The organism is Pseudomonas sp. YQ_5 (assembly GCF_043103305.1).
Classification (GTDB): domain Bacteria; phylum Pseudomonadota; class Gammaproteobacteria; order Pseudomonadales; family Pseudomonadaceae; genus Aquipseudomonas; species Aquipseudomonas putida_Y.
Window position 1 is genome coordinate 485,431 of sequence record NZ_JBICJS010000044.1, and the last position, 12,335, is coordinate 497,765.

General features: G+C 52.4%; 13 protein-coding genes and 6 pseudogenes. 4 read left to right on the top strand and 15 right to left on the bottom strand.

The annotated features are described in order from the left end of the window. Positions 1 to 132 precede the first annotated feature (132 nt). Positions 133 to 813 (bottom strand): hypothetical protein, encoded by a 681-nt coding sequence (locus ACF8EA_RS10525; RefSeq protein WP_392521938.1) that lies wholly within the window; start codon positions 811 to 813, stop codon positions 133 to 135. A gap of 271 nt (positions 814 to 1,084) precedes the next feature. Next, positions 1,085 to 1,573 (bottom strand): PAAR domain-containing protein, encoded by a 489-nt coding sequence (locus tag ACF8EA_RS10530; RefSeq protein ID WP_392521939.1) that lies wholly within the window; start codon positions 1,571 to 1,573, stop codon positions 1,085 to 1,087. 413 nt (positions 1,574 to 1,986) lie between these two features. Between ACF8EA_RS10530 and ACF8EA_RS10535 the strand changes: the two are divergent. Together ACF8EA_RS10535 and ACF8EA_RS10540 are read left to right on the top strand one after the other, a co-directional pair. Next, a pseudogene (locus ACF8EA_RS10535) lies at positions 1,987 to 3,077 on the top strand (polymorphic toxin type 46 domain-containing protein); the annotation flags it as partial. Further along, positions 3,074 to 3,370: an immunity protein Tsi6 family protein gene (locus ACF8EA_RS10540; RefSeq protein ID WP_021785022.1), complete on the top strand. Its 297-nt coding sequence runs from the start codon at positions 3,074 to 3,076 to the stop codon at positions 3,368 to 3,370. The pseudogene ACF8EA_RS10535 and the gene ACF8EA_RS10540, both read left to right, overlap by 4 nt. A 387-nt stretch (positions 3,371 to 3,757) precedes the next feature. Here the strand turns inward: ACF8EA_RS10540 and ACF8EA_RS10545 are convergent, their stop codons facing one another. The 3 genes from ACF8EA_RS10545 to tnpB all read right to left on the bottom strand — a co-directional run bounded on the left by ACF8EA_RS10545 (position 3,758) and on the right by tnpB (position 5,993). Next, on the bottom strand, positions 3,758 to 4,018 hold the full coding sequence (locus ACF8EA_RS10545) for a DUF6429 family protein (RefSeq protein ID WP_103469490.1): 261 nt from the start codon (positions 4,016 to 4,018) through the stop codon (positions 3,758 to 3,760). A 65-nt stretch (positions 4,019 to 4,083) separates the two neighbouring features. Continuing rightward, positions 4,084 to 5,616: an IS66-like element ISPpu13 family transposase gene (locus tag ACF8EA_RS10550; protein WP_392521941.1), complete on the bottom strand. Its 1,533-nt coding sequence runs from the start codon at positions 5,614 to 5,616 to the stop codon at positions 4,084 to 4,086. A gap of 107 nt (positions 5,617 to 5,723) precedes the next feature. After that, positions 5,724 to 5,993 (bottom strand): IS66 family insertion sequence element accessory protein TnpB, encoded by a 270-nt coding sequence (tnpB, locus tag ACF8EA_RS10555; RefSeq protein ID WP_392521942.1) that lies wholly within the window; start codon positions 5,991 to 5,993, stop codon positions 5,724 to 5,726. An 85-nt stretch (positions 5,994 to 6,078) separates the two neighbouring features. Here tnpB and ACF8EA_RS10560 point away from each other — a divergent pair. After that, positions 6,079 to 6,408, top strand: a pseudogene (locus ACF8EA_RS10560) (transposase); the annotation flags it as partial. A gap of 70 nt (positions 6,409 to 6,478) precedes the next feature. On the opposite strand, the gene ACF8EA_RS10565 reads toward ACF8EA_RS10560, so the two are convergent. Genes ACF8EA_RS10565 through ACF8EA_RS10575 form a run of 3 tightly spaced genes read right to left on the bottom strand, consistent with a single transcriptional unit; the run spans position 6,479 to position 7,898 of the window. Further along, positions 6,479 to 6,793, bottom strand: a complete 315-nt coding sequence (locus tag ACF8EA_RS10565) for a contractile injection system protein, VgrG/Pvc8 family (protein WP_223271159.1) — start codon at positions 6,791 to 6,793, stop codon at positions 6,479 to 6,481. 25 nt (positions 6,794 to 6,818) lie between these two features. After that, positions 6,819 to 7,514: a hypothetical protein gene (locus ACF8EA_RS10570; protein WP_103444347.1), complete on the bottom strand. Its 696-nt coding sequence runs from the start codon at positions 7,512 to 7,514 to the stop codon at positions 6,819 to 6,821. Next, a complete protein-coding gene (locus tag ACF8EA_RS10575) occupies positions 7,515 to 7,898 on the bottom strand; it encodes a hypothetical protein (RefSeq protein WP_392521945.1) in 384 nt (127 codons plus the stop codon). It abuts the gene before it with no gap. Between ACF8EA_RS10575 and ACF8EA_RS10580 the strand changes: the two are divergent. Next, positions 7,869 to 8,075, top strand: a pseudogene (locus tag ACF8EA_RS10580) (transposase); the annotation flags it as partial. The gene ACF8EA_RS10575 and the pseudogene ACF8EA_RS10580 overlap by 30 nt on opposite strands. A gap of 244 nt (positions 8,076 to 8,319) precedes the next feature. Here ACF8EA_RS10580 and ACF8EA_RS10585 read toward each other — a convergent pair. From ACF8EA_RS10585 to ACF8EA_RS10615, 7 genes and pseudogenes are all read right to left on the bottom strand, one after another. Then, positions 8,320 to 8,790, bottom strand: a complete 471-nt coding sequence (locus tag ACF8EA_RS10585) for an SMI1/KNR4 family protein (protein WP_392521946.1) — start codon at positions 8,788 to 8,790, stop codon at positions 8,320 to 8,322. A gap of 9 nt (positions 8,791 to 8,799) precedes the next feature. Then, positions 8,800 to 8,994 (bottom strand): hypothetical protein, encoded by a 195-nt coding sequence (locus ACF8EA_RS10590; protein WP_392521948.1) that lies wholly within the window; start codon positions 8,992 to 8,994, stop codon positions 8,800 to 8,802. A 24-nt stretch (positions 8,995 to 9,018) separates the two neighbouring features. Beyond that, positions 9,019 to 9,650: pseudogene (locus tag ACF8EA_RS10595) on the bottom strand (type IV secretion protein Rhs); the annotation flags it as partial. A gap of 200 nt (positions 9,651 to 9,850) precedes the next feature. Next, positions 9,851 to 10,381, bottom strand: coding sequence for an SMI1/KNR4 family protein (locus ACF8EA_RS10600; protein WP_338443436.1), 531 nt, complete (start codon positions 10,379 to 10,381; stop codon positions 9,851 to 9,853). A 69-nt stretch (positions 10,382 to 10,450) separates the two neighbouring features. Next, a pseudogene (locus ACF8EA_RS10605) lies at positions 10,451 to 10,813 on the bottom strand (DNA/RNA non-specific endonuclease); the annotation flags it as partial. A gap of 32 nt (positions 10,814 to 10,845) precedes the next feature. Next, positions 10,846 to 11,072, bottom strand: a pseudogene (locus ACF8EA_RS10610) (RHS repeat domain-containing protein); the annotation flags it as partial. Positions 11,073 to 11,648: 576 nt separating this feature from the next. Beyond that, positions 11,649 to 12,335 (bottom strand): RHS repeat domain-containing protein (locus ACF8EA_RS10615; protein ID WP_392521950.1); only part of this gene is annotated, 687 nt, incomplete at its 5' end.

The following is a 12,335-nucleotide window of genomic DNA, read 5'->3' on the forward strand; positions in this document are numbered from 1 at the left end:
GAAAACTGCTAGCCGAGAAATAGTCTTCGAATCATCACCTAGCCTGAAAGTTTCGCGCAAAGCCACTTCCCCTGGGCTCGCTGGCTTACGGCATGCACTGCCTATATTCAATCTTATCGCAAACATTCATACCTAACAATACTCGTTAGAGTCAGAGTTCTCCAAAAAAATTGACATCCATGAGTCCATCACATTCCATAAATCGATTCCTTCTGTGGGACTTTCTGGCTTTTCATGCCACCAGATAAAAGCCTCGCCTTTGAATGGGTCATCACCTAAAGCCAAATAATCACCAGCGCCGCTAGAAAAAACTCCTAGCATATCAGGAAGCGTCGGATAATCTTCATCGCACAAATCCTTGATTGGAACAAAATCTTCCAACCTTGATGGCCCCATAGTACAACCAATATAAAACCCAAAGCCATTATGCAATCTTGAATAGAACTGCCTGAAGCTCGCAGGAAGGCAGGGATAACTATCGAGATCTGACCCTTCAACGCCTAGCGGAGCCCCCCCCATATAGAAATACAAATCACCACCGTCGCCATATACATACATGAGATACGGCCTATCACTCACTGCCAAAACAGTTCCGAACACACATTTGTCGAGCCACGCGCTTACCCAAGGCAAAAACTCAGAAAAATCAGCCCACTCCACAGGAATATGTTTTTTTTCACTATCTAGAAAACCAAACCCAAGCCACTGCTTGGGAAAGTCTACTTCAAGAGGAACATCGTCAGCTGAAAAATACACATCATAACCCTTTAGCTCGCCTGTAATACGCAGCCTTAAAGAATCAGACCAATTCATCTTCATATCACCTCAATACCCCAAAAGCAAACCATTGATATACTGCTGTAATTCCGGCTCCAATTTAGCGGCCTTATCTATCACGGCAGAACGAAACGCCGGACCAACAGAAATACCCCCCTTCTTGTACAGCTCCCACTCAGTGAAAGACTTTGCTCCTTTTGAAGTATTTGCCACTTCACTCAACCCTTGGAGGTTCGGCTCGTACTTTAGCACCTTTACTTGACCCTCGAAAGTCAACCGGGAAAAGACCTCCATTTCTGTAATTTTTTCATGGGAACAAGGAGAACCGTTTTTTTACAAGCTTGACGTTACCAAGGTTAGAGCCAAATCCCTGAGACTTAAACTCATATCGCGCATCGAAAGCTTTCCCACCTTTGGCCCCAATACCGCCCCCAAGTAGAGCACCACCAAATGCCATCAGTTTCTGGCCATCAGAGCCTTCACCAAATAGCTCACCGCCAGCCCAATGCCCCGCAATACCACCTGCCAACCCCGCCATCACCAACACTGGACTTGCCAGTGCAAAAGCGCTAGCCAGCCCCAACGCCATCACCGAACGCTCAAGCCAAACAGGAACTTCCGGGGCAATTGCATCAGTCGTCGCTGTTCCCCCTTCTATACACACATTGGGGGAGCCAGTACTTATTTTTGCATCACAAACTGTCCGGTCACCGACTCGATCCGCAGGCTGACCATTGATATAAACCGAGTCACTACCCTGGGCCAATATCTTAGCCCCCCTGGATGATCCGAACACTCGGCATTATCCAGATGAGCCCTCGCAGCAGGCTTCCATTTATATAAACGTTACTTGAGCCTGATCGTATTTACCCTGTTTCACTACAAGCGAAAGATAGGCTACCAATCAGTTGACCGATTCCAGCGCCGGTAGCTGCTCCCGCGCCAACCATCGCGGCTAGCGCTACAGCCGCAAGCCCGCCGGTCGCGATAACGGCAATACCTATGAGTGCCGCGCCTGCACCAATTGCTAAGCCAGCAAGCAATCTACCTAAAGCGCTGGAGTGCTCGATTGGATCATCTAATCTCGCAGCAGCCGCAGTCATGCTGATTCGGCCTGTTCAGCATCCCCTCGTTCGCGGGCAGATAGCGCAGTTGAAGACTTTCAACCAACGTATCGAAAGCACTACGCTCCTCCGCCGTCATGCCTTTGGGACTGTGGCCGGGGCGTTCGCCTTTGGCGTCGGCGCGGCGCCGGGCGCGGTGGCCGGCGCCGGCATTGGCCTGCAGGTCGGCAACCTGATCCTCATGGGCCTGGGGCTGTCCGCGATCGCCGAGTATTTTTATCAGGTCCTGCCGGCCTGTCGACCCTTCAGCAAGGCCTGGTTCGCCGAGGATGGCCTCAAGCCCGCTGGCCTGGACCCGAGCGGCGGTTCCGCGGCGCAGGCCCAGGAGCGTGTCGAGCGTGCTGTACGCCGGCTTGCTCGCGGGTAGGAGCAGTTGGTGCTGCTGCTACTGACAGCCATCGTCACCTACCTTACTCGGGGGCAGCTGAAGGCGGCGTCATGAGCAGCATGGAAAGCGTTGCCGCCCGGAGCGCTCGGCTGCAGGCCGAGATCTCCAACAAGCAGCTGGCGGCCTGGTTGGCGAAGAATGAGCAGAAGCTGTTGGCGCAGCCGGAGTTGCAGCCCAAAGAGGCCACACCGATCTCTCGTGCAAAAGCGCAACCGGAGCCATTGCGACCACTACCCGATCGACCACCCATTGCTCAGGCACCGGATAAGCCAGGCTTAATGGAAGTTTCCCGTAGGGAGTACCTGAACAAGAAGTTCGCTCGAACGGGCAACTTGGCACAGGACATCAACATACGAGGCAACCAGGAAACTGCTGTAAACTTCTTCAAGTCACAGGGCTCTAAGCCTGCCGACTACGAAGGCTACATGAACGGCTTGGACTTCACTCAACCAGTCTTCACGGAAACAATCAACCGGAGCAAGACACTTTGGCAATTCCAGGTGCCCGGCGGCCGGCAAGGCATGTGGTACTCTCCTACCCCTGACGTGGTGCCAGGGCAACTGGGGATCAACCCGCTTGGCTAGATCTACAAAACGGAAAACATCGTGCTCAAGATCGGGAACGTATACCAGAGCACTGAGAAGGTCACGCTGCTGAGGAGCACCTCGGCACCGGTGCTGGATACCTGGTCCGTTCCTTCCCCACCCTATAACGCCATTGGCGGTGCTCGGCAGATCACCTCTGGCCAACGCGAGCTCTTCAAACTGATAACACCAGGTGCATTATGAAACCCACAACCCCCCTCGGCTATGTACAGAAGGCTATCGACATGACCGCGCAGCGGAACAAGGCCTGTCCCGCTTACCCCATTTATGGGATGCTACTAAACCAACTTGACTATGTGAAAGCCGTGTTCGAAGGGCGTGAGCAAGATAAATCGAAACTCCACCAACTCAGTATCGGTGCCATTGCCTCGAAAGAATTCGAAGAAAATGACCCCGAGTTGGCCAGAGCACTGAAAGACGCCTATTACGTAGCCATCCAGTCGGCTCGTGGCCTCAAAATTCAACTGCCCGATTGATTGCCGACGTTCGATCAGGCCCGCCACTGAACATCGAGCGCAGTCACTGACGAAAGCTGTAAACCCTACACCCAGCAGGCTGAGCCACGATGGACATTTACGCACTCCGGCAAAAATCGATAGCGCTGCGTGTCATCATTGACCGGCTGAAGTCACACGACCCGGCCGCAATCAAGTTGAGTGTAGAACTGACGCTCTTGTTGAACGCGGCAAAGCAGCAGCGGATCCGCACCCCGATGGAATGTAAGCGATCCATGAACCCCACCTACCGCAAGGTGAGGCCATCGTTTACCGTGGCATTTCCGGTGAACAGTTCCACGGCAACAGCGCTTCATAATCGTAAGCGATCCATAAACCCTGGGCCTGTCCCGTGACATGGGGGGGAAGTCAGGTATTCGAGTCGGGCATCTGCCCCGCTTTAGTCCTTAACCCGAACAATTGGTCTGCTAGCTGCCGGCCTCGCTCCATTCCCTCAGTCGTCAACCAGATGGATTTGTTTCTGTTAACTGGATCACTGATGAAACCCTGTTCATGCAGTCGATTCATGATCTCGAAGTCGAATCCTTTCCACGCGTTACCTTTGTCGGAGCTATAGGCTGCCAACAGGGCAAGCACTGCGTCTTCAATCAATCTATCGTCGTAGTCCATGGTTACTCCGCTCTTGTTCTTCAAACGCTTCGTAGGCCCCACCTGACCCTCGATGGGTAAAGCACCTAGCTATGTATTTTAGGCGTGCAATTCCACGGCAGCAGCGCTTCGTAGTCTTCCACTGACGACGCGAGCGGCAGGCGTTCCAGTGCGTGGCGCAGCCACGCATAGGGTTCTTGGCCGTTGGCTTTGGCCGTTTCTACCAAGCTGTAAAGTTGTGCGCTGGCAGTAGCACCTTTGGGCGTGTCACTGAACAACCAGTTCTTTCTCCCGATGACAAACGGGCGGATCGCACGCTCAGCCGCGTTGTTGTCCATCGGCAAGTAGCCGTGCTCGACGTAGCGTTCCAATTTGCTCCAGTTGCTGGCCAAGTAACCGATGGCCTTGCCCAAGGAATTCTGCGTCGTGACCTGAGGTTGCGTTTTCTCTATCCAGTTTTTCAGCTGAGTCAGCAATGGCAGGCTGCGCTCCATGCGGGCAACCTTACGATCTTCGTCGTCACTGTCCTTCAAGTCGCGCTCGACGCCATAGAGCTTATTGATCAGATTCAATGCTATGTCAGCGCGTCCTGTTTTGCCCTTGGGCTGTACTTTCTGCGCTTCGACGAACTTGCGGCGCGCGTGCGCCCAGCAGCCCAATCGCTCCAGTCCGTCCTGTGCAGCCAGCGCGTTGTAACCGGCGTAGTCGTCGGTCATGACATAGCCGCGATAGCCGTCCAGCAGGCGCACCGGCACCTCCTGCGCTCGGCTGGTGGCGTAGTCGAAAAGGATCACTGGCCGATCAGGTGGGCCGCCGGTTTGTACCCACATCCAGGATTGGCTGCTGGGCTCACGCCCCGGCTCTTTCAACACCTGCACACGTGTTTCATCACAGTGGATGATCCGACTGTTCAACAGGCTTTCGCGCATCAGATTCAGCAGCGGCTGAAAGTGCTCGCTGCATTGAATCACCCAGCGTGCCAGGGTTTGGCGCGGAATATCGATACCGTGACGCCCCAGCACTTTTTCGAAGCGGTGAAGCGGCAAGCCGTCTACGTATTTGGTGGTCAGCAGCATGGCCAGCACACTCGGGCTGGCCATGCTTTTCTCGATCATCTGGGCGGGCTTGTCCGCCGTTACGGGCGCTGACTCGCAGTCCCGGCAGCCGTACACCTTGCGAACATGTTTGATGACGCGAATCTGCATCGGGACGATTTCGAGCTGTTCGCTGACTTCTTCACCGATGGCATGTTTACGGCAGCCACAAGCGCAGGTCAGTTCATGCTCCGGCAGTTCGTGGACAACTTCGATACGCGGCAAATCAGCTGGCAGCGGCTTGCGCTTGCCACGGCGTTTGGTTGGCGCAACGACTTCTTCGTCGTCAGCCTCACCCAAGGGCTCGGCCAGGCTTTCCGCTTCGTCGAAGAGTGGCAACTGTGGTGTCGCCGCATCGCCAGTCTGCTCGGTCTTGCGCCCGAACAAGCGCTGGCGCAACAGCGCAACTTCCTCTTCGAGATGAACGATCTTGCCCTTGTCGGACGCGCGCTCGTTGATCATCTGCTCAAGCAGTTGCTTGAGCAGAACAGGATCGTCAGGGAGGTTTTCGGGCATGGAAATCATGCCGCGGATTATACCGAATCAGGCGACGTATCGAGGCGTCAAAACCTGATGCGGACGGTTGCGCCAGAGGTCGAAGCCATCGAGCAGCCAGTTCAGTTCCTGAACGGTCAGGACAATGGCGACGTCAGTCGGATCGGGTGAAGTTTGAAACGTTCGGACTCCAGGCGTTTGAGCCAGAGGCAGAAGCCGTTGCGTTCCCAATACAGGATCTTAACGCGGTTGCGCGGCTTGTTGAGGAAGACGAAAAGCACTGGGTCGAACACCGCCACCTTGATATCGAGTTCGACCAGCGCGGCCAGGCCATCGATGGATTTTCGAAAGTCGACAGGCTTGGGGTAGAGGTACACTTTTTCGACTTTGGCGTCGGGTCGCATCATGGTCGGCGAGCTCCAGAAAGAAATCGGGAGCACAGCATCGGGTATCAGGTAAGCGCTTTGAATGTGGGGCTCATGGAGCGCTTACGATGCGGGTTACACAGGCGTGGAAAAGCGGCCAGAACACGAGGGACGGCAGGTGATATGGCAGGTCGCTGCCCGCCGCAGCACCTACAAGCAGTTGAGCAAACGCAGCGTGCTCTACCAAGCCAAGCGCGAGATCGAAAAGGCCAAGGCGCAAGTGCGTGCGAAGGTGGAGCACCCGTTCCGGGTGATCAAACGCCAGTTCGGCTATGTAAAGACTCGTTTTCGCGGCTTGGCCAAGAACACGGCGCAACTGACCACGCTGTTTGCCCTGTCGAGTCTGTGGATGGTGCGCCGGCAATTATTGCCTGCTGCGGGAGAGGTGCGCCCGTGAGTCCAGATAACCAAGGCTTTGCCTTGGTTATCCAATAATCAGCGACTGAAAATCGGGCTTTTCGGCATCCCTAAGCCGCCCATTTTCGACTGATGAGCAACTTGTTCGGAGTTTCCCTAAACCGCTGAACATAACCGTTAATGTGGCGGAAAGAGCCGTTGGATAACTCGATTTCTACCGTGGCCTGGCTGCCAATCAGTGACTTGAGCTTTACATCGCTCTGTTGGCTGAGCAAGGCCAGATCGAATTCATAGAGCTTGGAAAGCTCTTCAGTGCCGGAAAAGTGCTCAAGCAAAAACTCATCGTTGGCTGTTTGTGTCAGGATATTCAGCTTGAACAATCGCCTGTTTTGCGGCGCGAGCATGGAAAGAACGTCAGTTAGCATAATTTACTCCCTGTAACGGTGAACATCAGCGCGCCCGTACGGCGAAAAGCCTGCCCAACCACGAGGCAGCACGCATGCTCTGAATAGTTTCAATATCCATGAACGTGTATTGACGGTTTTCCTTCGCTTCGCGCACTTTCAGATCTCTGAGTGCACTGATCTTGTCACGATTGTAAAACACCATGAACACGGACATTAGCGCAAAGAAGTAGATCAACCCGGTGGCCGGCACGTCATGGCTTTTCATCAGCGGATAGATCACGCTGCTCAAGCCCGCCGCCAAACCCGCCTGCCACCACTGAACTTTCCGGGGCGGCTCGATGGATTCCACGCGCTGCCCTTTAAAATGGAGAATATCACTTTTACTGCGCCAGTAATAAGCCATTGCATAGGTCAACAACACCAGCACGACGGGCGCGAGCCCTAACATCAAAGAAGTTGCCGCTCCCAACTTCATTTTTTTGTAGGTAACACCCAGTGTCAGCAGCGATGCGAACATTGGTGCAACTGACATATTGAAGAACATGCGCAAATTCGCGAAACTTAGAAAGTGCTCACTGCGGTAAGCACAATTGATGCACCACAGCGTCATAACGATAATGATCAGGATCGCCGGCACCGCCATGAATGGCGGCGCCACTCCGGTCATCATCAGGGCCAATATCACGACCAGCAGCCACACCGACCAGATTTTTTTAAAAAAACGTTCTGTGTTAAACATTTAATCCTTCCCCTTCAAGAAATTACCCAGGGTAGTGCCCATCCCCGAAAAATCGTCACTCATGACAAACTGAACTGCCAAACCCGCACCCAAAGACAAGGCAATCACAACTATAGCCGGCCCTGTCAGCCCGCCGACCAATACACCGACACCAAAGGCCAATGCATTGGTCGGCTGGGTGTAAGCTGACTTCTGGAAGAACTCCGAGATGCTTTTTGCCTCCGTCGCACCTAGGTAAGCCTGGGGGCCGGACGCCAATGCGCCGCCGGCCCCCGTCAGTACTTTAACTACGCCACGGCTGCTGTACCCGGCCGCCAAATCTGCGTCCGGTTCAGCTGGTGAACGGCCAGCAACGAACGAAAGATCGAAAAGGCCAAGGCGCAAGTGCGTGCGAAGGTGGAGCACCCGTTCCGGGTGATCAAACGCCAGTTCGGCTATGTAAAGACTCGTTTTCGCGGCTTGGCCAAGAACACGGCGCAACTGACCACGCTGTTTGCCCTGTCGAGTCTGTGGATGGTGCGCCGGCAATTATTGCCTGTTGCGGGAGAGGTGCGGCCGTGAGTCCAGATAACCAAGGCTTTGCCTTGGTTATCCAATAATCAGCGACTGAAAATCGGGCTTTTCGGCATCCCTAAGCCGCCCATTTTCGACTGATGAGCAACTTGTTCGGAGTTTCCCTAAGCCCTAAGATAGCAAACCTTGCCCCAACTCATAAAAATTGCACAACGACACAACTACATACCACTTATTCAACAACTTTCAACCAACATACACCAACAAAAAGCCACAATGAATTCACTACAACTCAAAGCTCCCTAATCGCTTGCCTTATCGAGCCAATAAAAAACTCCTCAAAACTTTGATAAATTACATTTTTTTCCTTGGTTCGCTTGAACGAAAGCTGAGTTTCAACTATTACCGGCTCTCCAGCACCTCCGAGAGTCGAGACATCTATGGAATAAATCGGACCATAACCAGAAGCTTTCACTACAATCATCGACTCATTTGCATCGCCATCAGCTCTAGCACTTTTTGTGGCAAAAACCACGTTAGGAACAGACGTTGCACCAATACCGCTCTTGGTTATACCATAGTAAGTATCACCCGCAAACGACAGCGCACCATATTTCTTCAAAAACAATTTATATGATAATGGGAAATTAACACCAAGAGCTTTCTCAAAGTCTGCTATCGCTTCATCCGATGCTCCCCCTGCGCATGCGGGCTCTTCCCCGCTGGCGTTGATTTCAGATTCTATAATATCTATATAGCTCATTTTATATCCTCAAAAATCCAAGGCTCTGGCTTTCCAATAAGATTTCTTCCAAGTATTGAATGGACCGCGATTCATGCTTGGCGGCGCGCTGTTAAAAAGACGTCTTAATCCATCACTTCCCACCCAACTTTTCTCCCACTGGTTAGAATATATGTGCACCACCCTTTCATGCTTAGAATGGAAACTGCTTAGAACCTCAGCCATCGGACCACGTTCATCTTAGCTGCTTTTGCCGATCCCGGTCGGTTGCCGCTCGATGCTCAGCAACCGGTCACCGTCGTCGTATGCGAATGTCTGGCTCGCATCACGGTTGATCTTGGCAACCAAACGCCCGATGGCATTACGCTCGAACAGCGTATGGCGCTCGGGCCGCTCGGCATTTTCGCCATAGCAATCTCATCCAGTCGTGTGAGATGGCCACCGACGTTGTAGCTGAAACGCCGGGTCAGGTTATCCACCCGCACCTCTTCGCTCAGCCGGTCCGAAGCGTCGTAGGCAAAGCTGTACGTGGCGTTGTTTTCGTTGACCAGCGCGGTCAGGCGAATGGCCTTGTCGTACTCGTAGCGAACCCGTTGGCCCTTGGCGTCCTGGCGGCTGCTCGGCAGGCCGCGGGCCGTGCGCATTAGGCGAGTGGTCTGGCCCTTGCCGTCGGTGTGGCTGAGCACCTGACCGTAGACGTTGTAGGTAAAGGTTTCCGTGGTGCTGTCCGGGTGGCTGATGCGCAGCACTTCGCCTTCCGGCTTGCGCTCCAGGCTGGTAGTCTGGTTCAGCGCATCGGTCACCGCCACCAGGTGCTGACGCTCGTCGTAGCGGTAGTACGTGCTCTTGCCCGAGCAGTCCTGATAACGCTCGACCTGGGCCTAGGGTTAGCATACTGAAACGACTGAGACAATGTTGGCAGTCGCCTCAGGCATCAAATATTAAAGAACAAGCCTGCAAACACTACCACTTTGACCAAGCCAGATATTGCTGTAGCTTCTTGACGAAACTTTGAAATACAAAAGCTATCCAATCAATTTTAGATCCAGCTAAACTTATAGAGCCATAATTCTTGAATCCACTAAAACACATCAAACTTAACCATTCCAGGCGGGAATGAGTCAGGGAAAAAATTTGGTTTTACACCCCCAGAAAGAATGCCCGCCAAAGTTGTAGTCAAGTCTGACTGAAAATACTCAACATCAGGAGACCGAGACGCAATGATGGCAGTTCCCCAAGAGTCACTATCCTCTATAGAATCAACCGTCCAAAATATGTAGTCACCATTATCAGTCACGCCCACAGGAATCAAACCACCCGAAGCCGGGTAAATTAAATAATTATAATAATCAGGATCGGACTCTATTAGCTCCTTCAAATCACCCAACACAAACTTAAACTGATCGAAAAAATTTATATTTTCGTTATTGCTGAATGGATTGAAAATAAGTATAAAATCCGCTACTCGCCCTGCCCCATAAAAATTGATAAAATCAATATAATCGGATGGAAATGGTAGACCCTGCTCTATTTCAGGCCATTTTCTTCCCATTCCCGAGTCTACAGGGCTTTGTGGGGAAGGCATTAGTGCAGTCAAATTATTAATAGCCATATCTACATTCCTGGGGGGGCTTAGCACAGTGAGGTTTTCAAATAATCCGCCCGAGCCTTCTGCCTTAATTGTAATGCCAGCTGGAATCCTGCAAGGCCCATGGTAAATTGGCACAATATTTACGTCAACGACTTGACCTTGCTCTAGAGCTTTTCTTATCCGGCCCTCCACAGCACTCATCACAGGCGTGTTAGCCGGGCGCTGTTGAATTGTGATGAGGTTTCGCGCGTCATCACCGGCCCCACCCAATTGCCTTCCTAGCAAGTGACCTCTTGCCCTATTAGAGCCCGCCCCGGTAATGAACCCTGGGGGTTGAATGTTAGGATTAGCATGGGTACCACTATTAATATGACTAGAATTTAATCGTGCCTGAACCCCTGTTGGGCGACCCAAGCTATCCAGCTCACCATACTTAATACCACAAGGGCTCAATCCGAGGGGATCAATCCAGCCAAGTGAATTTGAAGCATACCTGTAAAGAGAATGGCCTTGTCGTACTCGTACAGAACCCGTAGGCCTTGGCATCCTGGCGGCTGCTCGGCAGGCCGCGGGCCGTGCGCATCAGGCGGGTGGTCTGGCCCTTGCCGTCGGTGTGGCTGAGCACCTGACCGTAGACGTTATAGGTGAAGATTTCCGTGGTGCCGTCCGGGTGGCTGATGCGCAGCACTTCGCCGTCGGGCTTGCGCTCAACATAAGCTCTTTGCCACTTCTTGCCCTAGAAACAATCCTTAGTAAACCTTGCAATCTAGAATTCTAAAAAAGCGTCATTTTCAAAATAGTATTTAAAAGCCTCAAAGTAATCCTCAACAGTGGCCGAGGGAAGCTGCTGGTCCGTATTACTAATTACATCCTGTATCATTGGAGTATCTAGTGTTTCGATCCATCCTTCATTAGCCACCTGCGGCGGGAGGTAATCAGTCGAATCAGGAGGAAAGTCTCGACTATCTAATGAGAACGCACCCTTTGTATCCAGGGTCCAATTGCTATTTGGTAAATAGAACCAAGAGTCCGGCATTTTATCCAGATTTTCTAGAACTTCCCGTATGCTATAAACTCTCATAGCCACCTCAGCACGATGTGTTTTGTAATGCCTTAAATCCACCCTTTTGATTAGGGTGTAAACTGGCTTGCACCGGTCCCTTCGCTTGGTGTTGCGCTCTCGGAATAAGCTCTATATCTTTAGGAGACTGAGCATTATGGTGCCAAGAGTGGTTTGGTGGGCTTCTGTCACTGAAGCCTCCTCTGGGTCCGGATTGAATATGCTCCACTACTTCAGCGGGTAAAGCAGCCTTAAGCTCAGGGTATTGTAGCGTACGATTGTATAGCTCTTCATTAGCATATTTGAAATGCGCCCCCTGTTCAAACTATGAATTTCTTGCAGCATCTCTACACTGGTCCATACGCTATATTGTGAACTAGATAGCGGACGGCCGCTACCGTCTACACCAGACCACCCCCACGGATCAATCCAATTGATAGGATTGAGCGTATAAAAATATAAACTTAGCCCACCCGCTAATCCAATCGGGTCTTGAGTAGCAAAGCTCCCAGCTTCCGGATCATAATATCTAAAGGTATTGTAGTGCAGGCCTGATTCATAATCAAAGAACTGGCCTTGGAAGCGTAGGTTCTGCTCAACCTTACTAACAGGTAGATGCTCTATCGCCCCCCAAGAGCGATAGGTCGCCTGCCAAACGATCTTGCCGTCGCTGTCCGTCAACTCCAACGGTGTACCAATCTGGTCAGTATGGAAGTAATAGACCTTCTGCCCTTCCCCTTCCCCTTCAACCTGATCAACCCGCGCCAACGGCGCATAGCGACCCGGCTCGTACAAGTACAAGATGCTCTGCGTAGGCGTCTCCTCGCGCAGCATTCTCAGCCCTTGCCACAGGAAGCGCTTCTGCTCGACCTCGCCCTTGATTTCAGCCTGTTTGGCCACCCGCCGTCCTAGGAT

Coding starts and splice junctions, on each gene's coding strand:
- ACF8EA_RS10525 (WP_392521938.1), bottom strand. CDS start 813: ATGAATTGGTCTGATTCTTTAAGGCTGCGTATTACAGGCGAGCTAAAG.
- ACF8EA_RS10540 (WP_021785022.1), top strand. CDS start 3,074: ATGAAACCCACAACCCCCCTCGGCTATGTACAGAAGGCTATCGACATG.
- ACF8EA_RS10545 (WP_103469490.1), bottom strand. CDS start 4,018: ATGGACTACGACGATAGATTGATTGAAGACGCAGTGCTTGCCCTGTTG.
- ACF8EA_RS10550 (WP_392521941.1), bottom strand. CDS start 5,616: ATGATTTCCATGCCCGAAAACCTCCCTGACGATCCTGTTCTGCTCAAG.
- tnpB (WP_392521942.1), bottom strand. CDS start 5,993: ATGATGCGACCCGACGCCAAAGTCGAAAAAGTGTACCTCTACCCCAAG.
- ACF8EA_RS10565 (WP_223271159.1), bottom strand. CDS start 6,793: ATGCTAACTGACGTTCTTTCCATGCTCGCGCCGCAAAACAGGCGATTG.
- ACF8EA_RS10570 (WP_103444347.1), bottom strand. CDS start 7,514: ATGTTTAACACAGAACGTTTTTTTAAAAAAATCTGGTCGGTGTGGCTG.
- ACF8EA_RS10585 (WP_392521946.1), bottom strand. CDS start 8,790: ATGAGCTATATAGATATTATAGAATCTGAAATCAACGCCAGCGGGGAA.
- ACF8EA_RS10590 (WP_392521948.1), bottom strand. CDS start 8,994: ATGGCTGAGGTTCTAAGCAGTTTCCATTCTAAGCATGAAAGGGTGGTG.
- ACF8EA_RS10600 (WP_338443436.1), bottom strand. CDS start 10,381: ATGGCTATTAATAATTTGACTGCACTAATGCCTTCCCCACAAAGCCCT.